This window comes from Pseudomonas sp. E315, assembly GCF_055406205.1.
In genome coordinates this window covers 147,134-171,123 of the sequence record NZ_JBUZPJ010000001.1, presented here as the reverse complement: position 1 = coordinate 171,123, position 23,990 = coordinate 147,134, and the positions used below count along the sequence as shown (strand labels likewise).

Below are 23,990 nucleotides of genomic sequence, written 5' to 3'. Positions count from 1 at the left end.
ATCACATGGGCCTATTGATTGATGGACGCTGGAATGACCAGTGGTACGCGAGCACCAAAGATGGCGCGTTCCAGCGCGAGCAGGCACAACGTCGCAACTGGGTCACAGTCGATGGCGCTCCAGGCCCAACAGGCTCCGGCGGCTTCATGGCCGAGGCAGGCCGTTATCACTTATATGTATCCCTTGCCTGCCCTTGGGCCCATCGCACGCTTATTACTCGACAACTCAAAGACCTTGAATCACTCATCGACGTGTCAGTGGTCAGTTGGTTGATGCTGGAAAACGGCTGGACTTTCGATTCAGCTTTTGGGTCGACAGGTGATCGCTTGGACGGGCTGGACTTCCTGCACCAACGCTACACGCGAGACGCGGCCGACTACACAGGCCGCGTCACAGTGCCTGTCCTCTGGGATAAGCATCTGCAACGGATTGTCAGCAACGAATCGGCTGACATCATTCGTATGTTTAATACGGCCTTTAACGATTTAACAGGTAATACGCTGAACCTGTACCCATTGCCGCTGGCGACTCAAATCGATAGTTGGAATGAAAGGATTTACCCGGCAGTCAACAATGGTGTCTATCGTGCCGGCTTCGCTACATCGCAATCGGCTTACGAACTGGCATTCAATGATGTTTTTCGAGAGTTGGACCAGTTGGAAACACATCTGAATCAGCACCGTTTTCTGGCAGGTGAATACCTGACTGAAGCCGACGTCCGATTGTTCACAACCCTGATTCGCTTCGACGCGGTGTACTACAGCCACTTCAAATGCAATGAACGGCGTATTGCGGACTATTCAAATTTGTCTAACTGGCTACGCGAACTGTTCCAATGGCCTGGCATTGCGCAGACCGTGGACTTTACCCACATCAAAGGGCACTACTACGCAAGCCATCGAACGATTAACCCCACAGGGATCATTCCCAAAGGCCCGGCACTGGATTTCACACGTGCGCATGACCGCACGCACCTGACCAGTAATGGCATTTGGCAAAATTAAACAGTGCCTAATTAACAGATTGCGCCAAGGCTAGCCGCCAAGGCCTCAGGCCAGTAGCATCGTCAGCACTGTTTACGAGAGCGTCCCATGCTTATTCCTTACGACCAGCTAGAACCTGACACCCTCACACGGCTCATTGAAGACTTCGTCAGCCGTGATGGCACCGACAATGGTGATGAGACCCCACAAGAGACACGCGTCTTACGAGTGCGACACGCCTTGAGCAAAGGTCAGGCGGTGATATTTTTTGATCTTGAGAGCCAGCAATGTCAGTTGATGCCCAAGCATGCCGTGCCAAAAGAGTTCTTTGATTAAGGCTTGATCGCCGCTGCTTTGGGCAAGCAGCTTTGTTCCTGTTTTTGTATGCGTTCATAGATTTCTGATCGATGAACGCTTACAGACCTGGGGGCCTCAACCCCTATGCGAACATGATTACCGTTGACGCTAATTATTCGAATATTGATCTCGTGATCAATCGAGAAAAACTCGCCTACGACACGACTGAAAATCAGCATGGCTTTTAATCCTGAGGGGTTCTAAGCCACCAAGACTGCACCGTGCTATGAGGGGCTTCAATGCCCACAGAGCGAATAAGCTGTGCCCTACTCAATGAACAGAAAGCACCTACAAATACCGCTCTAAATTCCCATCAAACGCTGCTGCGATTACTGACAAGCACCTAGGGCGTAGAAAAGCGCGGACCTAATAAAATAACTGTCGCCCCGATTACGCATAGGCCGACACCTAACCAGTCAGACCCAAGCGGACGGATGCGCTCAACAATTGCCAGCCAAGCTATCGACGTAATGATGTAAATCCCGCCATAAGCGGCGTAAGCACGCCCTGCATACGTGGCCTCGACTTTAGTGAGCAGCAAGGCAAACAACATCAAGCTCAACAGTGCCGGCACGGCCCACCACGCACTTTTCCCTTGGCGTAACCACATCCAAAATCCATAACAGCCCGCAATTTCAAACACTGCGGCCAAAAAAAACCAAACGTAATTAAGCATGTGATGCCTCAATCAATATGCAAGCGCGCCACCCTACCCGCGCGCCCGTCATCAGGCAAGATTCGGTTATTTCCACTCGCGCTCACATAAAAGTTGAATCTTTCTCGCACTAAGCAAGTCGGACTTTATAAGGACCCTTGGCAGTTGCTGCTCTAGCCGCTTCCTAATCTCGTCCGCCGCCTGAAAACATCAATAAGGAAATACCCATGACCACCATTTTGCTCATCGTCCTGATCTTGCTTTTAGTCGGCGGCCTACCTGTCTTTCCACACTCTAAGAGTTGGGGATACGGGCCATCTGGCATTATTGGCACTGTCTTGGTTGTGTTATTAATTTTGCTCCTGCTGGGCAAAATCTAGCCCCAATGTTAATCCAATAAAAAAGAGGCCCTAGGGCCTCTTTTTTATTGCGTGCTCACCTTACTTGGGGTCTTCAACACCCGCGGTGTTATCCAACAAACTCTTGGTCGCTGTCTGCAGGAAGGACTCAAGTTTCTGTTTCAACTCAGCCTCAACGGCCGAATCGGTGACCACCTTAGCCTCAGGGTTGGCGCCCAAGTGATACTGCCAAACCTTGGCAGGCATATCTTTGGGTTGTACCAACAAATGGTCGCCACTGATGATCGCCACTGTCTGATCACTGCCCGAAGGCTTAATCACACCTGACCCTTTGTCGCCTTCAGGCAAGGTCAGCAAATCACGCCCCCAGCATTGCTGACGGAACTCGCCACCCAAGCGCCCCATGATGGTCGGCACGATATCGACCTGAGTCCCTACCGTGTCGCTACGTGGGCCGAACTTCTCTTGGATACCTGGGCCGATGAACAACAATGGAACGTTAAAGCGACCCAAATCCATCTCGGAAATCTGCTGTTCGTTACCAAAACCATGGTCACCGACCACGACGAACAGCGTTTCGTTGAAATAAGGCTCTTTACGTGCCTTTTCGAAGAACTGCCCCAAAGCCCAGTCCGAATAACGCATTGCCGTCAAATGCTCGTTCAGTGATCCACGATCAGTAACCGGTTCGACGGGCAACGGTGTTGGCAGCGCGTAAGGGGTGTGATTCGACAGTGTTTGTAGCAAGGCATAAAACGGCTCTTTGCCTTCGCGCTTTTTCAGCTCCTCCAGGCCACGGTTAAACATGTCTTGATCGGACACGCCCCACGTAGGATCTGAGAACACGGGGTCGACGAAATCATTACGACCAACAAAGGTTGTCATACCTTGGTTACTAAAGAAGCCTGACTGGTTGTCCCATGCAAAATCGCCGTTATAGACATACACGTCGTCAAATTTGCGGGCACTTAACAGCTCTGGCAGACCCGACAGCTTGTGGCTGCCTTCCGGGGTTTGCATCAGGTACTCAAAGCCCGGCAGGTTTGGAAAGCAGGCCATGGTGGCGAACATACCTTGGTGGGTATGAGTGCCATTTGAGAAGAAACGCTCAAACAGCAAACCTTGTTTTGCCAAATTGTCGAAGTACGGCGTGATGTTCCCGGGGCGGCCCAACGCACCCACCGAGTGGCCGGCGAAGCTTTCCATCAAAATCACAACAACGTTTTTGATCGGCAGCGTTCTCTCGGCAGGTGGTGTGGTATCACGACGCACCGGGGCTGTGTCTGGATCAACGAGCTTGTCGTGATCGGTCAACAACATGTCGCGAACCGTTTGTACCGCCACAGGCTCTTCAAGCGTGGCCTTCCAGACGTTGGAACGATCGTCAGAGAAACGGCTTTTTGCGGCAGTAATCAACGACAGAGAGCCATTGAGCCCTAATTGGTTAGCGAAGTTGGAGTCTGTGGTGTAAGCATCGCCCCAACGCAGAGGAGGCCCTTGGCGCAAGGTGCCACGAGCGGCCACAACACACACCAACAAAACCACAACAAACACTGCAATACGCGAAAACAAAGGGGCGGTAGCCGCCTCAGCGCCAGCGCTGACGGACGTGCGTGAACGAGTCACGCGGTCTGCGCCTTTGAACGCGAAGTACAACACCGCAGTGCCCACAGCCCACGCCAGCAAATAGCGCACCACGGGAAATCCGTACCAGAGCATGCTCATCACGGTTTTCGGGTCTTCCTTCACATACTGGAAGACCAAACCGTTAAGACGCTGGTGGAACTCACGATAGAAGTCCATCTCCATCAGGCCCAAAAAAAGCGCCAGACTGGATGCAGCGGTCAGCCAAAAACGCAGGACACCGCGCGACTTCATGGCCTTCACGCTGAGTACGGCCAGCAGCAAGGGGATACTGAGGTAAACCACAATGCGCAGGTCAAAGCGCAAGCCGTTGACGAAGGCTTCAAGAAAGGTCGACGCCGGGGTGTCGAGGATCATTTCGCGGTTATAAACCAGCAATGCCACCCGTAGCAGGGTGAACATCAGCATCATGATCAAGGCACAGAGCAGCGTAAAAGCCAGATGCGATTTGACAGTCGGTTGCAACACCCGCTTGGCAGCAGGCTGTTGTTTTAGGGCGTCCGGGTTTGCCATGTCGTTTTAGGACCCATTGGTTCGAGTGGTAGTGGCTTTGTGTGCATGATCACCGGTGGTTTCCCACTGATGCTGCGCGGGTTTTGCTGGGGTTGGCTCGGCATTGCACTGAAAACATTCGATAGACGTCTTGTGGCAAGCCGCCGAACTGAAATTTTGCGCGCAAATTGTCTTAAACAGCACGTGAAAATTTTGTGCAAAGCATCGTTTGAAACACAAGAAAGGGCCTTTCGGCCCTTTCTAGTTGTAACAAAATCTTAATCGTTGCTGGGTTTGTTTACAGCCTGCAATACATATTGCGGCAGCGCAAAAGCGCCTATGTGCACTTCAGGATTGTAGTAACGAGTCACAATGCCGCTGCCCGCATAACGCTGGCGCAACGTTTCCAGTGGCAACTTGCGGTAGTCGGTATTAGTAGAACCCCAGGCAAACGTCATCGCCCCACCGATATAAGTCGGCACAGCGGCCTGATAAAAGTGCCAATCGGCAAATAGGCTGCGCATGCGGCCTGCCGTGGTCTGCACTTCGCTCAGTTGCATGAATGGCGTGCCGTTTTGTGTCACCAACACACCGCCTTCATTCAGGCAGCGATGGCAAGCCTGATAGAAGTTCTCAGAAAACAGCACCTCACCCGGCCCGATAGGGTCGGTGGAATCCGAAATGATGACGTCGAATTTCTCTTCGGTCGTCGCTACAAAGCGCATACCGTCGTCAATCACCAGATTCAAACGAGGATCGTCGTACGCACCTTTGGAGTGGTTGGGTAAAAACTCTTTGCACATGTCGACCACAGTGCCATCAATCTCCACCATGGTGATGTGTTCAATGCCACGGTGTTTAGTGACTTCACGCAACATACCGCCATCGCCGCCGCCAATGATCAACACGCGCTTGACTGTGCCGTGGGCCAGAATTGGCACGTGGGTCAGCATCTCGTGATAGATGAACTCGTCAGCCTCGGTGGTCTGAATAACGCCATCCAGCGCCATAACACGACCCATCACAGGGTTTTCGAAGATCACCAGATGCTGATGATCGGTTCGCACTTCATGGAGCAACTTGTCCATGCGAAAACGCTGGCCGTAGCCTTCGTACAGGGTTTCGAGATAGTCGGTTTTAAGCACTTCGGTCATGGGAAGTCCCCTTGAATGCTGGTGGCAACGGACGGTCACCCGCCCATGATCGACAGTTGAAACGTATACCGCATAGCCGGTTACGCATTCAAATGCCCAAGAAAGGCGCGCATTCTACGTCGAGGAACATGACAGGTCGAACCTTGACGCTGACAATCTCAGCCAGGCGCGCGCGCAAACACACGCGACTCGCTGATCTGCGGTTTAAATTCGCACATTGCCCCGTGGCCCAGCGATGGCCCAGATCACCAGACCCAGTACCGGCAGGAAGATAATCAACAGCACCCAAACTATTTTCATCCCGGTTTGTGCGCTGCTTTTGAGCACATTGATGATGGCCCAAATATCCAGCGCCAAAATGATCAGACCAATCAGGCCGTTAAATGTGGAACCCATGATGTTGCTCCTGAGTGAAGGCGTGTTCACTTAGGATAGTCACCTGTGGTCAGGGTTCCGTTATTTATTACTGCCTGACAGCCCTTAAACGTGAATAGCCACTTTCAAGGCTTCCAATGATGGCTGCGCCGCAATGCCTACTTCAGCGCACAGTTCGAGCACTCGAGGTACGTCGTTGCCGTAAACCAGCACCACTTGAATCTCGTCATCCAGTGGCTGGCTTAAGTTCACTAACACATAACCCCCCTTTTCCGGGCTCATGCTGCCCATCTGGATTTGAATCCGATTGAGTGCGGTCAGCGCCTCAGTTTTAGCCAGTTGCTTGGGCTTGATGTTGAATGCTACATCCGGGCCAAAGGATGCAACGATCTGAGCGAACAGGTCCATGTAAGTGTCAGCTTGAAACAATACAGTCTCTGGGAGGCTGCCGATCACCACCCATTCGCCTAACGGGATGGGAAAGGTGTCGTCAAAGTTGATGTCCGGGTTCGCGGCCAAAAAGCCCGCTTGATCGGCGTAAGCCTGTGCAGCTTCATCGGCGATGTTTACGATTTCGTCGTCGCCCATACACCCAGAGCTGATTTTGCTGATGAGTTCAACGAGAGTGTTTTTCATGGGCGAGGCCTGTCACAAGGAAATTTGAGGGCGCGCAGGATATAACAATTGCGCGCCTCAAGGGCACGCGATCAACCCAGCAGTTGTTCCAGCTTGGCTACGCTGTCGGTGGCACCCATCGTTTTGGCAGCGTCCAGCGCTGTAATGCCGTTGGCATCCTTGGCTTTTGGGTCTGCACCTTGGCTGATCAGGTAATCAATGATTTCAACGCGATTAAACATGGCCGCCATCATTAGCGCAGTACGACCATCAAACGATGCCCCTTCAACCTGAGCACCGCCCTCGACCAGTGTTTGGACCGTTGCCAAGTCCCCCTTAAAAGCCGCGCCTGCAATTGGGCTTTGGCCATTGTCGTTACGAATTTCAGGGTCTGCATTGTGCTCAAGCAGTACCTTCACCGCGTCAACATGACCGTGATAACTGGCCAGCATCAGCAAGGTGTCGCCCTTGTGATTGCGCAAATTAGGCGGCAGGCCTTTGCTCAGCAACGCCGCCAGCATCGCGGCATCGCCCTCGCGCGCTTTGTTAAAAACCTGTTCGGCAAAATCAGCCGCTTCTTCTGGGGTCATCTGTCGAGGTTGGTCTGCTGGCTTGTCATCTGACATTTGAGGCTCCATGTCTGCTGCAAAAAAACGTAGTGTCCAGAGACTGACAACCCGTGTCATCCATTTTTTGTGCAAGACGCTCATAGCCATTATTCATCAGCCGCAACACAGCCGCTGAAGTGGGCAAAATGCAGGATGCACGATGGCCATTCATGCAAAATGCACGAGATGTGATTTTTTGATTATTTTCAAGTTATTGATTTATAAGGACTTTTTAATATTTAAATAGTGGCACAATCTCTGCACTACCTACTCCATATAGCACTTCATGAGCTAATGGAGCTGAACCACATGAGCATGATCCAAGAAAAATTCGCATCGCTGTTCTCCAACTACACCGTCACCACCAAAGCCCGCCCTGATGGTGGCGTGTTGCTGACGCTGTGCGACAGTGACGGCAAACAGAGCCAACGCTCAATTTCTTACGCTCAGTTGCACACAGCAGAACAACTGACATGGGTAATCAGCGCGATTCGCCGCGATTTGGCAGGCCAAGCCAGTGAGCTTCCAGCGATTTCAATGCTGCAAAGCCAAAACCGCTTTGCCCTGCCGACGTATCACAACGCGTAATACCCGAATCAAAAACAAAAAAGCCAACGACTGTTGGCTTTTTGCTGTGTTGCTAAAGGGCAAGCCGCTTAAACAGCCGTTGGCTCGATCTTGGCAAACGTGCTCACTGTTTTGTGGCCTGATAACTCACCGCCCTCTCGCGCCAAACCGCAGGTTTTCATACCTGCCTCTTGCGCCGCGTCCAACTCCTCGACGATGTCGGACAGAAACAAGATCTTGCCAGCCGGGCAGCCAATCGCCTCGGTGATGTGCCGATAGGATTGCGCCTCACGCTTGGGGCCTGAAGTGGTGTCGAAATACCCCTTGAACAACGGTGTCAGGTCGCCCGCCTCAGAACAACCAAAGATCAACTGTTGCGCCTGAATTGAGCCCGACGAATACACGTACAGCTCATACCCCTCCTCATGCCAAGCCTTGAGCGCCTGCACCGCGTCGGGGTAAACATGCCCCTTCAACTCACCCGCCTCATACCCCTGCTTCCAGATCATGCCTTGCAGCGCTTTGAGTGGCGTGGCCTTGCGATCTTCAGCGATCCACTGCTGGAGGATTTGAATCACTCGCTCAACATCCGCCTCAGGCTCGCCACTGTCCAGACGCACGGCCCCTAACTGTATGGCGACTTCAGGGTCTTCAGCATGCTCACGGATAAAATCTGGCAGGTGCTTGGCTGCAAACGGAAACAACACGTCAAACACGAAACTGACAGCGCTGGTTGTGCCTTCAATGTCAGTGAGAATGGCTTTTATCGGCATACAGATTCCTTAGTCGTCCAAGCGAGGAAAGTGACTGGCAATGTCATCGCCCGTGAAATTAGCCACCCAACCTTGGGGGTTGTTAAACAGGCGAATTGCAACAAAGTGCGGGTGCTCACCCATATCAAACCAATGCGGGGTGCCGGCAGGGACTGAGATCAAGTCGTTTTTTTCGCACAAAACGGCGTACACGTACTCACCGATATGCAGGGTAAATAGCCCACGGCCTGCGACGAAGAAACGTACTTCGTCTTCCGCGTGACGATGCTCGTCCAAAAACTTGGCTCGCAATTCGGCTTTTTGCGGATGATCACTGTTAAGGCTGATCACATCGACTGTTATGTAGCCACGCTCAGTCATCAGTTGATCAATCTGGTCGCGATAGGCGCTGATCACTTCATCCTGACTGGCGCCGGGCTGAATCGGCGTGCTGGCTTGCCAGCGATCAAAGCACACGCCCTGCTCGGCCAACGTGGAGGCGATGTCATCAAAATGGGTCAACACTTTGTTGGGGAGGTCGGGGGTCGAGATGTGGTAAACGGACAAGCTGCTCATGGGTCGTAATTCCTCGGCTTCGGCAAGTACTTCCGGCTTTTACAGGCCGTTCAGGGGTGCCGTTTAAATCAGGCTATGGGCTTCTTCGCAGTGAAGTCAGCGTTAACGGTTGAGCACAGCGCGAGTTTTGAGTTCACATTCAAACAAAAACTCAAACGCTTCGATCTGACGCAACGCATCGCTCATTCGCGCGCCCCAGGTATACAGGCCATGACCACGAATCAGGTAGCCCACACATTCAGGGTGAGCCTGCAACCACGGCTGAACCTTGGCTGCCAGTCGCTCGATGTTTTGGTCGTTATCAAAAATCGGGACTTGCACCTTTGACACATGGGTCGCAACGCCACTAAAGGCCTTTTGCAGTTCGTAATCTTCAAACTCGATGCTGTCGCCGGGCGTCAGACGCGAAAGCACAGTGGCATTCACCGAATGCGTGTGCAACACCGCACCAATCTCTGGGCGCCAGCTGTACAGCTGGGTGTGTAGCAAGGTTTCGGCAGAAGGCTTTTTACCCACTTCCAGGCTGTTGCCGGACAAGTCAGTGGCCAGCACATCATCAAGCCCCAGTTGCCCTTTATGTTTGCCCGACACTGTCAGCAGTGCTTGGGTGGCCGACAGTCGGGTCGAATAGTTGCTGCTGGTGGCGGGCGACCAGCCACGACCATACAAAAAGCGGCCAGCTTCAATGATTTCTTGAGTCAGGTGTTCACGGGTAAGGCTCATGGCCTGTCCTCTTGCAGTCGAGTGGCAATGATAACGGCTGCGGCCAACGCTGCGACGCTCGCCATACTAAAGGTGATAGTGGGGCCCAACATATTCCAGCTGTATCCGGAATACAGTGCGCCGCACGCGCCCCCTACTCCGGCCAGGGTGGCGTACAACGCTTGGCCCTGCCCTTGCTGGCCCGGGCCAAAACTGCGTTGCACAAAGGTCATGGCCGAAGCATGAAAACTGCCGAAGGTCGCGGCGTGCAGCACTTGAGCCAGCAACAAGACCCACAGATGCTCGGCAAAAGCTCCCAACAACAGCCAACGCAATGCCGCCAACAAAAAACTGATCATCAGTACGCGTCGTACTGAAAACGTCAAAAGGATACGGCGCATGGCTAGAAACATCAGCACTTCGGCAACCACTCCCAACGCCCACAGCAATCCGATAACACCGCGGCTGTAGCCAAGGTTTTCCAGATGCAGGGTCAGAAAGGTGTAATACGGCCCGTGGCTCATTTGCATCAGTGCAACACACGCATAAAACGCCAGCACGCCGGGGCTGAATAATTGCTTTAAAAAGCCACCGGCCAGCGACATGCGCCCTTCACTGGATGGCTGGGCGTTGGGCACCCACAAGCTGCACAACACGATCCCGGCCATAATCACCACCAGCGCCACCGGGTAAATATCCAGGCTCAACCACTCAAACAAGCGGCCCAGAATCACCACCGTGAGGATGAACCCAATCGACCCCCACAAACGCACTTGGCTATAACGCTCGGGTTGCTCCCGCAAATGAGCGAAAGTGATGACTTCAAATTGCGGCAGCACGGCATGCCAAAAAAACGCATGCAACGCCATCACCAGCGCCAGCCAGACATAGCTCTTGCTGAAAAAGATCAGACTAAAACTCAGCAGCGTACAGAGCGCACCTAACCTGACAATCAACAGGCGCTGGCCCGTGTAGTCGCCTAGCCAGCCCCACAAATTGGGGGCCACGCATCGCATTAGCATCGGGATGGCGACCAACTCGCCTATTCGCGCGCTGGAAAACCCAAGATGGTTGAAATACAGCGCCAGAAAAGGCGCTGTGGCACCCAGCAAGGCGAAATAGAAAAGATAGAAACCTGATAGTCGCCAGTAAGGAAGTGTCGCCACCGTCGTCAGACCGTGGCGCTCAACAACCTTTGCATTACAACTGGCCCAGCACAGGTGTGCTGACACGCACATCGGCATTTTGCCCACGATGGCGCAACAAGTGATCCATCAGCACAATGGCCATCATTGCTTCGGCAATCGGCGTGGCACGAATGCCCACACAAGGGTCATGGCGACCTTTGGTGATGACGTCCACCGGGTTGCCATGTACATCAATCGAACGGCCCGGCGTGGTGATGCTCGACGTTGGCTTAAGTGCCAAGTGCGCAACAATCGGCTGCCCCGATGAAATGCCGCCCAAGATGCCGCCCGCGTTGTTGCTGAGAAAGCCCTGCGGGGTCATCTCGTCGCGGTGTTCAGTGCCACGCTGAGCGACGCTGGCAAAACCGGCACCAATCTCAATGCCTTTAACCGCGTTGATGCTCATCAGCGCATGCGCCAGCTCAGCATCCAGGCGATCAAAAATAGGCTCACCCAAACCCGGAACCACGCCTTCAGCCACTACCGTGATTTTGGCGCCAACCGAATCTTGATCTCGGCGCAGTTGATCCATGTAGGCCTCAAGCTCGGGCACTTTGTCCGGGTCTGGGCTAAAGAAGGCGTTTTCTTCGACCGAAGCCCAGGTTTTGAACGGAATTTCAATCGGGCCCAGTTGGCTCATGTAGCCACGAATCACAATGCCTTGGGTGGCCAGGTACTTTTTAGCAATGGCACCTGCCGCCACACGCATGGCGGTTTCACGGGCAGAACTGCGACCACCGCCGCGATAATCGCGTTCGCCATATTTGTGATGGTAGGTGTAGTCAGCATGCGCCGGGCGAAACAGGTCTTTGATCGCCGAATAGTCCTTGGACTTCTGATCCGTGTTGCGGATCAACAGGCCGATGGCGCAACCGGTGGTACGCCCTTCAAATACGCCGGAGAGGATTTCGACTTCATCGGCCTCCTGGCGCTGAGTCGTATGGCGACTGGTGCCGGGCTTACGGCGATCCAAATCGCGTTGCAAGTCGTCAAGGGACAGCTCAAGCCCGGGCGGGCAGCCATCAACAATGGCGACCAACGCCGGGCCATGGCTTTCGCCAGCGGTGGTGACAGTGAACAGCTTGCCGTAGGTATTGCCGGACATGCAGGGCGCTCCGCGAAAATCAGCCGATAGGACTCAGCCTGGATAACTAAGCGGGCCAGTATACGCAGGCTGCCCTTGTAGTTCATCCTCGAACCTTATTCATCCGGGTTTGTCCAACCGGCACTCAGACAATGATGGCGTGATAATGCTGCGGATTCTTTTTTTAGCCTTGACCCTGTTCGCCTCCTTGGCCCAAGCGGCCTCCCCCAGCGTATTACTGCGCCCCATCGAATTGGCCACCAGCTCCGGCACACTGTATGGCTCGTTGCTGCTGCCCAAAAGCAACAAGCCTGTGCCCGTCGTACTCATTATTGCGGGCTCCGGCCCTACCGATCGCAATGGCAACAACAGCTTCGGCGGGAGCAACGATAGCCTGAAAAAGTTGGCGTGGCGTTTGGCGCAAAACAATATCGCCAGCGTGCGTTTCGACAAGCGAGGAGTGGCCCAAAGCCTTCCTGCGGCCCCTGATGAACGCATGCTCAACCTCGACCAATACGTCTCTGATGCCGTGGCATGGGGCCAATTGCTCAAAAGTGACCCGCGCTTTGGGGAGCTGTTTGTTCTCGGGCACAGCGAAGGCGCACTCATCGCCAGTCTGGCCGCACCTCGCATGGGCGCCAGCGGCGTAGTTTCGATAGCAGGTACGGCACGTCCGGTCGGCCAAGTACTACGTGAGCAATTGCAGCGCAATAATTTGCCGCCTACGTTGTTGCAGCGCAGTTTTGAATTGATCCACAGCCTTGAGAATGGGCGTACCGACAGCAATGTGCCTGCCGATCTTGAAGTCGTGTTCCGGCCCAGCGTGCAACCGTACTTGATCAGTTTGTTGCGCTATGACCCAGCTGCGGCTTTCGCGGCCCTGAAAATGCCCGCACTGATTGTTCAAGGCACCCACGACATTCAAGTGGATGTTAACGATGCGCGCCTGCTTAAAGCTGCAAAACCAGACGCCGAGCTGCAACTGGTTGACGGCATGAACCATGTCATGCGCATTGTGCCGATGGACATCAAACGCCAAATCCAGTCCTACAACGACCCTAATCAGCCCTTATCCAGAGAGTTGGAAAGTGCAATTGTGCGGTTCATCACTAAAGTGAACGAACGCTAAACGATCAGCCCTCCAGTCCTGCCCGCTGCGGCCGATAAGCCTTTGTCGGCCACCTTTGCTTTGCCGGCACACCGGGCTTGCACAGGATTTTGCCGTTATGACCGACACCCACTCAAAGATCGCCGAGACTGACGCCTCGCCAACCCCTGAAGCACCTCCCGAGGCGCCGCCGCTGCCGTGGGCTGACGTTCACCCTGAGCACTTCAAAATGCTGCGCCTTTCGCCCCTGCAGACCGACCGCAATACGGGCGCACGCCCCTTGCGCTTCGTGCAGTTCGGGTATGCCGAACGTAACAATAAAGATCACAGCTTGCTGCGCTTAAGCATCTTGCTACCCGGCCAGCGGGTGCGCAAAGAGCAAAACAGCCTCGATGTGTGGGTTGATCACGACACTCATTGCGTCAGCATCCAACCCGAGACCGGGTTGCAAGTCGAACCCTTAAACCGAGGGATTGGCCGCTTCCTGCTCGCCCAAGGCATTCTATGGGCTCAAAAAAAGTGGTCACACTATCGCGTTGAAGGCATGGATCTGGCCAGCAAAGACGGGCTCAACGAAGACACCCGCCTGCGCCGCGACCACGTTTTACGTCAGCACGGTTTTGACGTGGTGTATGCCGATGCTCAGCATCTGAAAGCACGCACTGAAGACGTGCAAGTCGGCGAACTGCAAAACAACTGGAACACCGAAAAACTCCAGTTCGTGGAGATTCTCGAAGCCGCGCAAATGCTTCAGCAGGCTGAGCAAACCCTGCAAGAACAAGAAGTCAAACTGCGGGAAAAAGAAGAGAAAGTCAGCAAATACAAACGCGAGGACACCGGCCTGCGGTTCACGATTACCTGTCTGGTAGCCTTCTCAGTGTTTCAGGCAGGGCTGCTGATCTGGATTGCGACCCACCGCTAACCCTTCAAGCCCCTACAACACGCTGCGCACGAAGGGCTTGGGCCCTTCTCGCAGCGTGGTTGCTACCCCTCGCTAAACCTCACACCTTTGAAGCAAACAGCGCCTGATGATCGCGACACTGCTCTGCGGTGAGCATAAAGACGCCATGACCGCCACGCTCAAAGTCCAGCCAAGCGAAATCCACCTCTGGGTACAGCGATTCAACGTGAACCTGGCTGTTACCCACCTCAACGATCAACAGGCCTTTCTCGGTCAAATGATCAGCCGCCTCGGCCAGCATACGACGCACCAGATTCAAGCCATCATCGCCACACGCCAGACCCAGCTCTGGTTCATGCTGGTATTCCGCCGGCATGTCTGCAAAATCTTCAGCATCAACATACGGCGGGTTGGACACGATCAAGTCAAAGCGCTGGCCCGGTAAGCCGTCAAAGCCATCGCCTTGAACCGTGTACACACGCTCATCAACGCCATGACGCTCGATGTTCTGATTGGCCACTTCAAGGGCTTCAAATGACAAATCGGCCAACACCACTTCGGCGTTCTGGAACTCATAGGCACATGCAATGCCAATGCAGCCCGAGCCGGTACACAGATCAAGGATGCGTGCAGGTTCATCTCCCAACCAAGGCTCAAAGCGCTTTTCGATCAGCTCACCAATCGGCGAACGTGGAATCAATACGCGCTCGTCAACGATAAACGACATCCCGCAAAACCAGGCTTCGCCCAACAGATAAGCGGTCGGAACGCGCTCTTCAATACGGCGCTTGAGCAAGTGCTGCAAGTTGACCAACTCATCGTCTTCAAGTCGGCAGTCAAGGTAGCTGTCTGCGATTTCCCACGGCAGGTTCAGAGCGCCCAGCACCAACTGACGTGCCTCATCCCAAGCGTTGTCAGTGCCATGACCGAAGAACAGATCTTCCCCATGAAAGTGGCTAACGGCCCAACGAATATGGTCGCGCAGGGTGCGCAAACGGGAAGTGATCAACGGTCTTACTCCTCAAAATCGACCGACGATTCTAACAGCCAAAACCTGACATGGCTCAAGTTGTGCCCAACGGTTATGCGCGAGAGTAATCCCGCCCCCCGTTTTGACGGCTGGCAAAGCTGTAAATGCTCCCGATTTGAACATTTTTGACCCATTCCTATGAGCCTTGACATCGCTGTAGCCCAACAACGGCGCTGCTTACAAGAGAGGCCATTCACATAAGCGCTCGGCCAGTGGAGAATGTCGCAAAAGCCCCACTCAAAGGAGCCCCCGAATGCCCGCTTTAAAAACGATGTTTCAACTCACTGGACGCGGCTACGCAGCGGCCAATCTGAGTAATGCCAGCTTGCTGATCATCGATGCACAAAATGAATACCTGAGCGGCCCTTTGGCCTTGTCAGGGATGGAGGCTGCAACAGCCAACATCGCCCTTCTGCTTGAGGCTGCCCGCAAGGCCAAACGCCCGGTGGTTCATATCCGTCATTTGGGTACAGTGGGCGGCATGTTCGACCCGCAGGGAGAACGTGGCGAATTCATCAAGGGCCTTGAGCCCAAGGCTGACGAGGTGATTATTGAAAAGCGCCTGCCTAACGCCTTCAATAACACCGGCCTGAAAGAAGCACTTGAAAATCTGGGCTCTCTGGATGTGATCGTCTGCGGCTTTATGAGCCACTCCAGTGTCAGCACCACCGTGCGCGCAGCCAAAGATTACGGCTTTCGTTGCACCTTGGTTGAAGACGCCTGCGCAACCCGTGACCTGCCGACCCCCAACGGCATTATCAGCGCAGCCGATGTGCAAAGAACCGAGATGGCAATCATGAATGACAACTTCGCCAGCCTGACCCGGACTCAAAACCTGATTTGTAGAAGTTCAGACTTGATCTGACGTATTTCTGGTAGGCGGTGTTCACGAACCGCCTATCTGCAACTCCCTTCTCCTACACACAAAAAAGCTATTTCAGCGCACCCAAGGAACAACCTCCCGATGTTCCTGTCGAAGGGCCGATACCCTTAAGGAAAAGTCGGAATGAAGATCTCCGATGGTTTTGATGCTCGACGTTTGCGTCCCAAAGACCCCAGCAACTGGCGCTCGCGTTTGGTGCTGACATTGGCCGCCTTGCTGGCTCTGTTTGGTGTGTTGTTGATACTGGCAGGCGCTACCAGCCTGATTGGTCGGCCAACGGCCCTTGGCGAACTCAATGCCAGCCCGGCCGGTGCGGCATTGGTGCTGATCACGGGGCTGTTCATCAGCTGGCTAGGCATCTGGCTGTGGCGCCGACGTCGTCGTCAAATGCGTCAGCCGCTTGGCCTGAACATGGCACCGCACTTAATGAAAAAGCATGACTGAAGCACATCTGCCGCACGATCGTCGTCGACTTGGGTAAACTAGCCGCCCTTCGCGGAGGCTGACATGCAAGACGACGACTTTTCCCTGTTCAAAAACGAAATTCGCGGTGTTAAACCGATCAAACATGATCGGGCAGACACCGGCAAACCCAAAACCGATCGGGCGCAACTGGCCAAACTGCGTCAGTCTGCGACTGTGCGCTCCAACACGACCATCGTTGACGGTTTGTCAGACCAGTTCGTGATTGATGTCGGCCCAGAAGACCAACTGCACTGGGCGCGAGACGGCGTGCAAGAAAGCCAGATGCGCAAGCTCAAGCTCGGTCAAATCAGCTTTGAAGGCAGCCTTGACCTGCACGGCATGACCGTAGAAAAAGCCCGCGAAACGCTGTGGGAATTTCTGGGCGAAGCCACCAAGCTCGAAGTGCGCTGTGTGCGCGTCACCCACGGCAAAGCCGTGCGTCTGGACGGCAAGCGCCCAATGATCAAAAGTCACGTCAATACATGGCTGCGCCAGCACTCACAGGTGCTGGGCTTCTGCTCTTGTCAGGCTAAACATGGCGGGGCCGGCGCGGTGTACGTGATGCTCAAACGCACCATGATGGAAGGTCGCGACGAATAACCCGGCAACAGGCGTCTTGCTCTGGGCGCCGACTCTCCTTTGGGCTGACGTCGACCAGCCTGAGCGCCATCAAAATAGACACGACAGTCTGTTTGACCCCTCCCCCCAAAAAAACGAGAAGAATCTCGCCACCTGGCAAGATCATTCGAATAGTCGAATTGAGAGCGAGTGCTTAGTCTTGGTGAGTGCCACTCCAAGTCACTCTCATAGTGCGAAGAGTACTTGTCGCTGTATCGGGATGATGAGTGAGCAATGAGGGTGGAACCTTGTTTCGATACCCCAATCGCCAGGAAAAACAGTGAAGCGTATTTTTTCATTAATGCTAATGGCGCTCAGCCTGAGCCTGTCTAACGTCTCTACTGTGCAAGCCAGTAATCCTGACAAGTGTTACTGGGTCGGTATTGGTGGGGTACATCTGGAGACAACATTACCCGTACCTCCCGTGATAGAGCTTAAGCTGGCCGGCATCGGTAAAGTGATGGCGAGCTCGCGTCAATCTGCAGCACCTTCACAGCTCATAAGTGGGTCGATTAAATGCCCAAACCCACCCATTACCCGAATCACGCAGGCTTATGATTTGAAGTTCGACGGCCCGCTACAACTAGAAGATGGTTACTCAGACGTTTACAAAACCGGGGTAAAAGGTGTTGGCCTCAGGTTGACATCTTCACAACAGGCAATCCCTCGCGAGTTAACCAGCAATAACGGAAACGTGACATCAATTATCTTTGACTCAATCATCACATATGAATTTGTGAGAACCCACTTTATTGTGGGCACCGGCAGAATAAATCTAAACTTTAAAATCACGTTGCGAGTCAACGGCTGGCTTGCGGGAACACTTAACGCTAACAACATTACAGTGCTCGAAAACAAAGGCTACTTCGACGGTTGTGCCGGGGTAAGAAAGGATATCAAGGTGCCTATGGGAAAAGTATGGGCAGGTGAAATTAGGGCTAATAGTGCACCCACCAAAAGTTTCACTCTGGATGTACGCTGCACCGGCCTGCCGGCTGGAAGCAAACTGCCCGTCAAAACCTACTTTGAGGGCGACTCACTTGGCGCGGGACGTTTGAACATACTCGAAGGCGGCGCCTCTGGGGTCGAGATTTCACTGCTCGCAGGCCAAGGCACAGGCATAAAACTGCCATTTTCTCGAGGGCAAGCCATAGACATGACATGGCAAAGAAGCGACGCCGAAGGGGAAATTTACACACTGCCCATCAACGCTCGCTATGTCCAAAAGGACAGTCTCAAGGTTGAACCGGGAAAGGCTGACGCCGTACTCAATTACATTATTGAGTACAACTAAGTCACACTCTAAGTTTCGCATCAAAAAAATTGAAATATGGACAAAACACACAAGCATTGCATTAACCAAAACAAAAACTTATTAGCCCACCCATACAACCATCACTCCAAAAAAGAACAACCACTCACACTCAAGCACCTACAAGCAGATATAAACTGCCGAATAAAACGTTCACAAACACCATCAACGCAAACCGTACTCATGTAGCCGCTCAATGTATCACGATGACATTTAACACTTATAACGATCACTCTTTCCCAACGACAGAGAGTCAACGTTTAAACATTTTTAGCCTTGAGCGCATCAACGCGATTCACGGCAATGGCGCCCCATGCCGAAGCGATCGCCACACACGTACGCTCAAGCGAGCATCGACTGAAAATCGCACATCAGTGCACGCCGCTAATACACCTGCGGGCACACCTACGCTACCATGTGCCCCTTGGCAGGCATGAACCCTGCGTTTATCACCAATCAGCCTGGCCACAGCGTGCAGATGTTGCTATCGACTGACGCTTAATGCCGCAATTCCAGTACGCACTGGAGCGAGCTCGGGAAACTCGAAAACCGCATGATTGGTACAACATTGGTACGACCCGACGAAGTACCACTATGAAACCCGCACGGAATATAGCCCTGTGACTTTGGAACAAAACTACACCGCCATCCTTGGCCAGCTCGGCGAAGACGTCTCCCGCGAAGGCTTGCTGGACACGCCAAAGCGTGCCGCCAAAGCCATGCAGTACCTTTGCCGCGGTTACGAGCAAACACTGGAGGAGGTCACCAACGGTGCCTTGTTCAGCTCAGATAACAGCGAAATGGTGCTGGTCAAGGACATCGAGCTGTACTCGCTGTGCGAACACCACCTGTTGCCCTTCATCGGCAAGGCCCATGTAGCCTACATTCCGAGCGGTAAAGTGCTGGGGCTGTCAAAAGTGGCGCGTATCGTCGACATGTACGCCCGCCGCCTGCAAATCCAGGAAAACCTCAGCCGCCAAATCGCCGACGCCGTGATGCAAGTCACTGGCGCGCTGGGCGTAGCGGTCGTGATCGAAGCCAAGCACATGTGCATGATGATGCGCGGTGTAGAGAAGCAAAATTCGTCGATGATCACTTCCGTCATGCTGGGTGAGTTCCGCGACAACGCCGCCACGCGCAGCGAGTTCCTTAGCCTGATCAAGTAACTGGCCTGGCTAATTCGAACTGAAAAAAACCGGCATTCATCGCCGGTTTTTTTTCGTCCTGCAATTTCAGGTAAGCTGCTGCCCTTCTTTCTCGCCCATGAGGCTTTTTACTGTGTTTATCAAAGCGCTTCGCGTAGGTCTGGGTCAGCTGATCATCGCTGGCGATTTCATCACCCGTCCCAGCAAAAAACAGCGCCCCGCCGAGGCTCAGGCACAGGTTGATCAAGCGGCCAAAAGCCTGACCCTGTACCAGTTTCATGCTTGCCCGTTCTGCGTAAAAACCCGCCGCAACCTGCGTCGTTTGAACGTCCCGGTAGCTCTGCGCGACGCGAAAAATAACGAAGTAGATCGCCAGACACTGCTGGAACAAGGCGGCAAGATCAAAGTGCCTTGCCTGCGCATCGAAGAAGACGGCAAGACCACTTGGATGTACGAGTCCAAAGTGATCATCGACTACCTGAACCGACGGTTTTCCGGGGTTTAAAAAGCCGCCCTCCCTCTTAGTACGTTGGAGCTGCCGAAGGCTACGATTTTTTGATCTACATCCCAGATAGATCACAAAATGCCGCAGCCTCAGGATTAGGCGTCAACGCACACAAAAAAACCGGCACATGGCCGGTTTTTGGGTATTCAGCATCAATTCAACCAAGCATCGCAACATGGCGAGGATGGCTGGCCACACGCTGTAACCAGCTGCGAATGGCCGGGTAGCCGCTCAAGTCAAAGCCACCCTGATGGACAACGTGGGTGTAGGCATAAAGCGTCACGTCAGCAATCGAGTAGTGATCCCCTACCAGATAGGGTGTACGAGCGAGCTGCTGCTCCATCACATCCAAGGCCTTGTAACCGCGCTTTTGCAAGGCGCGGTACTCCTCAAGACGCTCTTCAGGCAAACCCAGATAAAACTGGATGAAGCGTGCCACCGCAATGTAAGGCTCATGGCTGTACTGCTCGAAAAACTGCCATTGCAGCACTTGCGTACGCAAGCGCGGCTCGGTTGGCAAAAACTCGCTGCCGTCGGCCAAGTAGTTAAGAATCGCGTTGGACTCCCACAAACAAGTGCCGTCTTCAAGCTCCAGCACTGGTACTTTGCCGTTCGGGTTTTTCGCCAGAAACGCTGGGGTTTCGGTCTCCCCGCTCAGAATGTCTACTGCCTGCCACTGGTACTCAAGGCCCAGCAAATGCAGCATCAGCTTGACCTTGTAGCAGTTGCCCGAGTTGTAATCGCCATAAACCTTGAGCATCGCGAATCCTTTAGGCCGCCTGTGCGGCCTGTGCTTGACGAATAACGTTAGCCAGACGCTTAAGGCCCTCGTCCAAACGCTCTGGGTCGATATGGCTGAAGTTCAGGCGCAAGCTACCGATGTTTTGATCAGGCTCCGCAAAAAAAGGTTCGCCCGGCATAAAGGCCACGTTTTGATCCAGCGCAGGCTTGAGCAACGTGCGCGTGTCCAGTGGCTGCTTAAGGGTCAGCCAGAAGAACAAACCGCCTTGCGGCACGTGCCAGTCGGCCAGATCAGAAAAGTGCTCTTCAAGCGCCAGCTGGAAGCCATCACGACGCACACGATAAAAGTCGCGCAGCTCGGCCAGGTGATTGCGCATTTTTTCGGTGCCAATCCACTGCAACGCCTGCCATTGGCCGACACGGTTGGTGTGCAAGTCGGCTGATTGTTTCAGACGCAGCAAGTGCGGATACAGGTCAGGGCTGGCAATCAAAAAGCCAACGCGAAGGCCCGGCAACAAGGTTTTTGACACTGTACCGGTGTAAATCCAGCTGGCTTTTTTCAGGCGACTGACAATAGGTGTGGCGCTGCCACCATCAAAGTTCAACTCCCGATAAGGCTCGTCTTCAATCAACGTTACGCCGAACTCATCAAGCAAGGCTGCAACCGCATCACGCTTGGCTTCGCTGTAACGCACAGCAGACGGGTTCTGGAAGGTAGGAATCAAGTAAATGAAGGCAGGGGTGTGTTTTTGCAGCTCAACGCGCAAGGCAGCCAGATCCGGGCCATCGGCTTGCAACGGGAATGTCAGGCATTCGGCGCCGAACAGTTGAAAAATTTGCAGCGCCGCCAGATAGGTCGGCGCTTCGAGCATGATTTCTGTGCCCTTGTCGATGTACAACTTGGCCGCCAGGTCGAGCGCTTGTTGCGAGCCACTCAACACCATCACTTGGCTGGCGTCGCAATCAACCCCCAAGGCGCGGGCTTCTGCGGCCAGTACTTCACGCAGTGCCGGCTCGCCTTCGCTCATGCCGTATTGGCCCATCGAAGCAGGCATATCAGCCCACTCGACTTTAGGCAGCATCGCCTCCGCTGGAAGACCGCCAGCGAACGACATGACTTCCGGACGTTGGGCCGCAGCCAGAATTTCGCGAATCAAAGAGCTTTTCAGGCGGGAAACACGTTCGGAGAAGGCCATACAGATCACCGGTAGCAGAAGTAATTGGAAATAAGTCAAACTGGTTGACCGAAATTACGCCGCGCAGCCTAGATACGTCAATATGCTTGACCTTAAAAATCCAACCACTCAGCGTGCAGCTATGGAAGCCTTCTTCTTTGGCTATCAAGCATTTACCGCCAAAGCGGACGAAATGCTGGCCCGACGCGGGCTGAGTCGTGTGCATCAGCGCATCGTGTTTTTTATCGCCCACCACCCCGGTGTTAGCGTCAAAGAACTGCTGACATTGCTCGGCGTGAGCAAACAAGCCCTCAATACGCCCTTGCGCCAGTTGATCGAGATGAATCTGGTGCGCAGCGTTGCCCCCGACACCGACAAGCGCAAGCGTTTGCTGGAGTTGACGGCAGACGGCATCAAGTTCGAACAAAATCTGCGTCGAGAGCAGGTCAAATTGCTGCAACGGGTCTTCGATCAAGCCGGCGAAGAGGCCGTCAATGGCTGGCTCACCATCAATCAAGCATTAGGACAAAGCCGCCCATCCTAGGCGCTCGTTCGCAGCGCCTCACCCCTTAACTGAAAACAATATTTGCTTTATTTGTATACAAAAGCATAATTCAACCACTCTGCCCGACCCACCCTGCCCGCACGCTTAAACACTAAAACTGAGGAGCCGCGCCTTGGACAGCCATAAGCCGCAATCCGCCATCAGCGCGTATGTGCATCTGCGTTTGAGCCGTATACCTGCGCGAATACGCTACGCAATCGGCGCGGGCTTGGGCGTGTGTCTGGGTTTCATTGGTTTGAACGCTGCGGGCATCGTCGTTGACAACCCGCGCGGCCTGATCAAGCTCGGCTCATTACGTGAGCCCGCGCCACTGTTGGCAGCTTTAGGTTTTTTGCTGGTCGCCATTCTCAGTTATCACCGGATTTTCGGCGCGCTTGCGATCAGCGTCTGCGTCATCTCATTGATGAGCTGGGGGGTGGAATTGGTTCACGACAACACCACCCTCGCCGCCACGCTAACAGGCATGATCCCGGCTTGCGCCATTGCCGGTGCGCTGTTGTATGTGGCCATGCTGCTGCTCAGCGGCAGCGGGCAACGTCGCGAAATATCCTGGAGCCTGTGCCTGCTCTGCACCATTTTCATTGCCCGGTTTATGTCTGTGTAAACAGGGCAATATCATCGACCCCATCTACCAAATGGGGCGTTTGTGTTTGGGAGGAAGTAATGAGTCTGGAAACCTGGCTGCTGTTCAGCAGCGCGGCACTGGTGGTCATCTTGATTCCGGGACCGTTGTCGTTATTGATGATCAGCAACAGCTTGAACTACGGCCTGCGCCGTTCGTACCCTGCTTTTCTGGGCGGCGTGATTGCCTCGATTTGCTTACTGAGCGCCTCGGCGCTGGGCTTGGGTGCGCTGCTGCTGGCTTCGGAACAACTGTTTAGCGCACTCAAGATCGTCGGCGCGCTGTATTTGTTTTATCTGGCCTGGCAGAGCTGGAAGCAATCTCGGCAACCGGCCACCGCTGCCGATGTGCCCGAGGCCGCACCTAAACCGCGCTTTAGTGCACTGTTTGGGCGCGCGTTTGTATTGGGTGCCAGCAACCCCAAAGACATTCTGTTTTTTGCCGCGTTCTTGCCGCAGTTTCTCAACCCGGACCAGCCTTTTCTTAATCAATTGTTGGTGATGATCGCTACCTGGACCGTGCTGGACTTGCTCTGCAAGCTGGCTTACGGGCTGGGTGCTCATGGGGCCGCAGGTTATCTGCGAAGCGGTAAAGGCCAGAGCTGGTTCAACCGGATCAGTGCCGGGTTGTTTAGCGTGGCAGGGACAGCATCATTGTTAAGCAGGTAACACGCTGTGCCGTTGGCAAAGGCTGACTTGTAGCCTTCGCCAGCGATGCCAGCAGTGTGTACACATCAAAAAAACCCGGACGAAAAAAAGCCCGCAGTGTGAGCGGGCAAAAAACCACATGCGCAGATACATTTGGTGCAAA

General features: G+C 53.9%; 30 protein-coding genes and 1 pseudogene. 16 read left to right on the top strand and 15 right to left on the bottom strand.

What is annotated here, in order from left to right; genetic code table 11:
• Positions 1-5: 5 nt before the first annotated feature.
• Complete coding sequence (locus ACZRJQ_RS00890) at positions 6-1,004, top strand: glutathione S-transferase family protein (protein ID WP_463976537.1); 999 nt, start codon at positions 6-8, stop codon at positions 1,002-1,004.
• A gap of 87 nt (positions 1,005-1,091) precedes the next feature.
• A complete protein-coding gene (locus ACZRJQ_RS00885) occupies positions 1,092-1,319 on the top strand; it encodes a YheU family protein (RefSeq protein ID WP_463976536.1) in 228 nt (75 codons plus the stop codon).
• On the opposite strand, the gene csrA is transcribed toward ACZRJQ_RS00885, so the two are convergent.
• Together csrA and ACZRJQ_RS00875 are read right to left on the bottom strand one after the other, a co-directional pair.
• Positions 1,316-1,519 carry a carbon storage regulator CsrA gene (gene csrA / locus ACZRJQ_RS00880; RefSeq protein ID WP_463976535.1) on the bottom strand — a complete coding sequence of 68 codons (204 nt, stop codon included), beginning with the start codon at positions 1,517-1,519 and terminating at the stop codon, positions 1,316-1,318. The two genes, ACZRJQ_RS00885 and csrA, sit on opposite strands and share 4 nt — an antisense overlap.
• 164 nt (positions 1,520-1,683) lie before the next feature.
• Complete coding sequence (locus ACZRJQ_RS00875; RefSeq protein ID WP_463976534.1) at positions 1,684-2,016, bottom strand: YnfA family protein; 333 nt, start codon at positions 2,014-2,016, stop codon at positions 1,684-1,686.
• 200 nt (positions 2,017-2,216) lie between these two features.
• Between ACZRJQ_RS00875 and ACZRJQ_RS00870 the strand changes: the two genes are divergently transcribed.
• The gene (locus tag ACZRJQ_RS00870; RefSeq protein ID WP_463976973.1) at positions 2,217-2,375 is read left to right on the top strand and encodes a DUF3309 family protein; all 159 of its coding nucleotides are present in this window, start codon (positions 2,217-2,219) and stop codon (positions 2,373-2,375) included.
• Between the two features lie 60 nt (positions 2,376-2,435).
• Here ACZRJQ_RS00870 and ACZRJQ_RS00865 read toward each other — a convergent pair whose 3' ends face one another.
• The 5 genes from ACZRJQ_RS00865 to ACZRJQ_RS00845 form a co-directional block, all read right to left on the bottom strand.
• Complete coding sequence (locus ACZRJQ_RS00865; protein WP_463976533.1) at positions 2,436-4,511, bottom strand: LTA synthase family protein; 2,076 nt, start codon at positions 4,509-4,511, stop codon at positions 2,436-2,438.
• A 257-nt stretch (positions 4,512-4,768) separates the two neighbouring features.
• Complete coding sequence (speE, locus tag ACZRJQ_RS00860) at positions 4,769-5,644, bottom strand: polyamine aminopropyltransferase (protein WP_463976532.1); 876 nt, start codon at positions 5,642-5,644, stop codon at positions 4,769-4,771.
• Between the two features lie 204 nt (positions 5,645-5,848).
• Positions 5,849-6,040, bottom strand: coding sequence for a PLDc N-terminal domain-containing protein (locus tag ACZRJQ_RS00855; protein WP_463976531.1), 192 nt, complete (start codon positions 6,038-6,040; stop codon positions 5,849-5,851).
• A gap of 84 nt (positions 6,041-6,124) precedes the next feature.
• The gene (locus tag ACZRJQ_RS00850) at positions 6,125-6,655 is read right to left on the bottom strand and encodes a hypothetical protein (protein WP_463976530.1); all 531 of its coding nucleotides are present in this window, start codon (positions 6,653-6,655) and stop codon (positions 6,125-6,127) included.
• A gap of 71 nt (positions 6,656-6,726) precedes the next feature.
• On the bottom strand, positions 6,727-7,260 hold the full coding sequence (locus ACZRJQ_RS00845; RefSeq protein WP_463976529.1) for an ankyrin repeat domain-containing protein: 534 nt from the start codon (positions 7,258-7,260) through the stop codon (positions 6,727-6,729).
• 291 nt (positions 7,261-7,551) lie between these two features.
• Between ACZRJQ_RS00845 and ACZRJQ_RS00840 the strand changes: the two genes are divergently transcribed.
• Positions 7,552-7,830: a DUF3509 domain-containing protein gene (locus tag ACZRJQ_RS00840; RefSeq protein ID WP_463976528.1), complete on the top strand. Its 279-nt coding sequence runs from the start codon at positions 7,552-7,554 to the stop codon at positions 7,828-7,830.
• A 68-nt stretch (positions 7,831-7,898) separates the two neighbouring features.
• Here the strand turns inward: ACZRJQ_RS00840 and mtnC are convergent, their stop codons facing one another.
• From mtnC to aroC, 5 genes are all read right to left on the bottom strand, one after another.
• Positions 7,899-8,582 carry an acireductone synthase gene (gene mtnC / locus ACZRJQ_RS00835; RefSeq protein ID WP_463976527.1) on the bottom strand — a complete coding sequence of 228 codons (684 nt, stop codon included), beginning with the start codon at positions 8,580-8,582 and terminating at the stop codon, positions 7,899-7,901.
• Positions 8,583-8,591: 9 nt separating this feature from the next.
• A complete protein-coding gene (locus tag ACZRJQ_RS00830; RefSeq protein ID WP_463976526.1) occupies positions 8,592-9,137 on the bottom strand; it encodes a 1,2-dihydroxy-3-keto-5-methylthiopentene dioxygenase in 546 nt (181 codons plus the stop codon).
• A 102-nt stretch (positions 9,138-9,239) separates the two neighbouring features.
• Complete coding sequence (locus ACZRJQ_RS00825) at positions 9,240-9,860, bottom strand: methylthioribulose 1-phosphate dehydratase (protein ID WP_463976525.1); 621 nt, start codon at positions 9,858-9,860, stop codon at positions 9,240-9,242.
• Positions 9,857-11,005: an MFS transporter gene (locus ACZRJQ_RS00820; protein ID WP_463976524.1), complete on the bottom strand. Its 1,149-nt coding sequence runs from the start codon at positions 11,003-11,005 to the stop codon at positions 9,857-9,859. The genes ACZRJQ_RS00825 and ACZRJQ_RS00820 overlap by 4 nt, the downstream gene beginning before the upstream one ends.
• Before the next feature lie 34 nt (positions 11,006-11,039).
• Complete coding sequence (aroC, locus tag ACZRJQ_RS00815; protein ID WP_463976523.1) at positions 11,040-12,131, bottom strand: chorismate synthase; 1,092 nt, start codon at positions 12,129-12,131, stop codon at positions 11,040-11,042.
• Between the two features lie 145 nt (positions 12,132-12,276).
• Between aroC and ACZRJQ_RS00810 the strand changes: the two genes are divergently transcribed.
• Both ACZRJQ_RS00810 and ACZRJQ_RS00805 read left to right on the top strand, forming a co-directional pair.
• Entirely contained in the window at positions 12,277-13,239 is a 963-nt protein-coding gene (locus ACZRJQ_RS00810; protein WP_463976522.1) for an alpha/beta hydrolase, read from the top strand.
• A gap of 97 nt (positions 13,240-13,336) precedes the next feature.
• Positions 13,337-14,140 (top strand): hypothetical protein, encoded by an 804-nt coding sequence (locus ACZRJQ_RS00805; RefSeq protein WP_463976521.1) that lies wholly within the window; start codon positions 13,337-13,339, stop codon positions 14,138-14,140.
• Positions 14,141-14,219: 79 nt separating this feature from the next.
• Here the strand turns inward: ACZRJQ_RS00805 and prmB are convergent, their stop codons facing one another.
• On the bottom strand, positions 14,220-15,128 hold the full coding sequence (prmB, locus tag ACZRJQ_RS00800; protein ID WP_463976520.1) for a 50S ribosomal protein L3 N(5)-glutamine methyltransferase: 909 nt from the start codon (positions 15,126-15,128) through the stop codon (positions 14,220-14,222).
• A gap of 274 nt (positions 15,129-15,402) precedes the next feature.
• On the opposite strand from prmB, the gene ACZRJQ_RS00795 reads away from it, so the two are divergent.
• The 7 genes and pseudogenes from ACZRJQ_RS00795 (at position 15,403) to ACZRJQ_RS00765 (ending at position 20,077) form a co-directional block, all read left to right on the top strand.
• Positions 15,403-16,014 (top strand): cysteine hydrolase family protein, encoded by a 612-nt coding sequence (locus ACZRJQ_RS00795; protein WP_463976519.1) that lies wholly within the window; start codon positions 15,403-15,405, stop codon positions 16,012-16,014.
• Positions 16,015-16,155: 141 nt separating this feature from the next.
• Positions 16,156-16,476, top strand: a complete 321-nt coding sequence (locus tag ACZRJQ_RS00790) for a hypothetical protein (protein ID WP_463976518.1) — start codon at positions 16,156-16,158, stop codon at positions 16,474-16,476.
• 63 nt (positions 16,477-16,539) lie between these two features.
• Positions 16,540-17,097 carry a Smr/MutS family protein gene (locus ACZRJQ_RS00785; protein ID WP_463976517.1) on the top strand — a complete coding sequence of 186 codons (558 nt, stop codon included), beginning with the start codon at positions 16,540-16,542 and terminating at the stop codon, positions 17,095-17,097.
• Positions 17,098-17,395: 298 nt separating this feature from the next.
• Positions 17,396-18,409 carry a fimbrial protein gene (locus ACZRJQ_RS00780; RefSeq protein ID WP_463976516.1) on the top strand — a complete coding sequence of 338 codons (1,014 nt, stop codon included), beginning with the start codon at positions 17,396-17,398 and terminating at the stop codon, positions 18,407-18,409.
• 406 nt (positions 18,410-18,815) lie between these two features.
• Positions 18,816-19,025: pseudogene (locus ACZRJQ_RS00775) on the top strand (site-specific integrase); the annotation flags it as partial.
• 22 nt (positions 19,026-19,047) lie between these two features.
• A complete protein-coding gene (gene folE, locus ACZRJQ_RS00770) occupies positions 19,048-19,593 on the top strand; it encodes a GTP cyclohydrolase I FolE (protein ID WP_048366310.1) in 546 nt (181 codons plus the stop codon).
• A gap of 112 nt (positions 19,594-19,705) precedes the next feature.
• Positions 19,706-20,077: a glutathione S-transferase N-terminal domain-containing protein gene (locus ACZRJQ_RS00765; RefSeq protein ID WP_463976515.1), complete on the top strand. Its 372-nt coding sequence runs from the start codon at positions 19,706-19,708 to the stop codon at positions 20,075-20,077.
• Positions 20,078-20,234: 157 nt separating this feature from the next.
• Here the strand turns inward: ACZRJQ_RS00765 and ACZRJQ_RS00760 are convergent, their stop codons facing one another.
• Entirely contained in the window at positions 20,235-20,837 is a 603-nt protein-coding gene (locus ACZRJQ_RS00760) for a glutathione S-transferase family protein (protein WP_463976514.1), read from the bottom strand.
• A gap of 10 nt (positions 20,838-20,847) precedes the next feature.
• A complete protein-coding gene (locus ACZRJQ_RS00755; RefSeq protein ID WP_463976513.1) occupies positions 20,848-22,014 on the bottom strand; it encodes an aminotransferase-like domain-containing protein in 1,167 nt (388 codons plus the stop codon).
• A gap of 82 nt (positions 22,015-22,096) precedes the next feature.
• Here ACZRJQ_RS00755 and ACZRJQ_RS00750 point away from each other — a divergent pair, with 82 nt between their 5' ends.
• The 3 genes from ACZRJQ_RS00750 (at position 22,097) to ACZRJQ_RS00740 (ending at position 23,848) form a co-directional block, all read left to right on the top strand.
• On the top strand, positions 22,097-22,537 hold the full coding sequence (locus tag ACZRJQ_RS00750; RefSeq protein WP_463976512.1) for a MarR family winged helix-turn-helix transcriptional regulator: 441 nt from the start codon (positions 22,097-22,099) through the stop codon (positions 22,535-22,537).
• 133 nt (positions 22,538-22,670) lie between these two features.
• A complete protein-coding gene (locus ACZRJQ_RS00745; protein WP_463976511.1) occupies positions 22,671-23,162 on the top strand; it encodes a hypothetical protein in 492 nt (163 codons plus the stop codon).
• Positions 23,163-23,221: 59 nt separating this feature from the next.
• Entirely contained in the window at positions 23,222-23,848 is a 627-nt protein-coding gene (locus tag ACZRJQ_RS00740; RefSeq protein WP_463976510.1) for a LysE family translocator, read from the top strand.
• Positions 23,849-23,990 lie beyond the last annotated feature (142 nt).

Bases quoted from the DNA above. Each gene is read 5' to 3' on its own strand.
- ACZRJQ_RS00830 (WP_463976526.1), bottom strand. From the start codon at position 9,137: ATGAGCAGCTTGTCCGTTTACCACATCTCGACCCCCGACCTCCCCAAC.
- ACZRJQ_RS00865 (WP_463976533.1), bottom strand. From the start codon at position 4,511: ATGGCAAACCCGGACGCCCTAAAACAACAGCCTGCTGCCAAGCGGGTG.
- ACZRJQ_RS00805 (WP_463976521.1), top strand. From the start codon at position 13,337: ATGACCGACACCCACTCAAAGATCGCCGAGACTGACGCCTCGCCAACC.
- ACZRJQ_RS00760 (WP_463976514.1), bottom strand. From the start codon at position 20,837: ATGCTCAAGGTTTATGGCGATTACAACTCGGGCAACTGCTACAAGGTC.
- ACZRJQ_RS00850 (WP_463976530.1), bottom strand. From the start codon at position 6,655: ATGAAAAACACTCTCGTTGAACTCATCAGCAAAATCAGCTCTGGGTGT.
- ACZRJQ_RS00890 (WP_463976537.1), top strand. From the start codon at position 6: ATGGGCCTATTGATTGATGGACGCTGGAATGACCAGTGGTACGCGAGC.
- ACZRJQ_RS00810 (WP_463976522.1), top strand. From the start codon at position 12,277: ATGCTGCGGATTCTTTTTTTAGCCTTGACCCTGTTCGCCTCCTTGGCC.
- mtnC (WP_463976527.1), bottom strand. From the start codon at position 8,582: ATGCCGATAAAAGCCATTCTCACTGACATTGAAGGCACAACCAGCGCT.
- ACZRJQ_RS00825 (WP_463976525.1), bottom strand. From the start codon at position 9,860: ATGAGCCTTACCCGTGAACACCTGACTCAAGAAATCATTGAAGCTGGC.
- ACZRJQ_RS00750 (WP_463976512.1), top strand. From the start codon at position 22,097: ATGCTTGACCTTAAAAATCCAACCACTCAGCGTGCAGCTATGGAAGCC.
- ACZRJQ_RS00795 (WP_463976519.1), top strand. From the start codon at position 15,403: ATGCCCGCTTTAAAAACGATGTTTCAACTCACTGGACGCGGCTACGCA.
- ACZRJQ_RS00875 (WP_463976534.1), bottom strand. From the start codon at position 2,016: ATGCTTAATTACGTTTGGTTTTTTTTGGCCGCAGTGTTTGAAATTGCG.
- ACZRJQ_RS00840 (WP_463976528.1), top strand. From the start codon at position 7,552: ATGAGCATGATCCAAGAAAAATTCGCATCGCTGTTCTCCAACTACACC.
- speE (WP_463976532.1), bottom strand. From the start codon at position 5,644: ATGACCGAAGTGCTTAAAACCGACTATCTCGAAACCCTGTACGAAGGC.
- csrA (WP_463976535.1), bottom strand. From the start codon at position 1,519: ATGCTGATTTTCAGTCGTGTCGTAGGCGAGTTTTTCTCGATTGATCAC.
- ACZRJQ_RS00740 (WP_463976510.1), top strand. From the start codon at position 23,222: ATGAGTCTGGAAACCTGGCTGCTGTTCAGCAGCGCGGCACTGGTGGTC.
- ACZRJQ_RS00855 (WP_463976531.1), bottom strand. From the start codon at position 6,040: ATGGGTTCCACATTTAACGGCCTGATTGGTCTGATCATTTTGGCGCTG.
- ACZRJQ_RS00755 (WP_463976513.1), bottom strand. From the start codon at position 22,014: ATGGCCTTCTCCGAACGTGTTTCCCGCCTGAAAAGCTCTTTGATTCGC.
- ACZRJQ_RS00845 (WP_463976529.1), bottom strand. From the start codon at position 7,260: ATGTCAGATGACAAGCCAGCAGACCAACCTCGACAGATGACCCCAGAA.
- ACZRJQ_RS00885 (WP_463976536.1), top strand. From the start codon at position 1,092: ATGCTTATTCCTTACGACCAGCTAGAACCTGACACCCTCACACGGCTC.
- ACZRJQ_RS00790 (WP_463976518.1), top strand. From the start codon at position 16,156: ATGAAGATCTCCGATGGTTTTGATGCTCGACGTTTGCGTCCCAAAGAC.
- ACZRJQ_RS00785 (WP_463976517.1), top strand. From the start codon at position 16,540: ATGCAAGACGACGACTTTTCCCTGTTCAAAAACGAAATTCGCGGTGTT.
- aroC (WP_463976523.1), bottom strand. From the start codon at position 12,131: ATGTCCGGCAATACCTACGGCAAGCTGTTCACTGTCACCACCGCTGGC.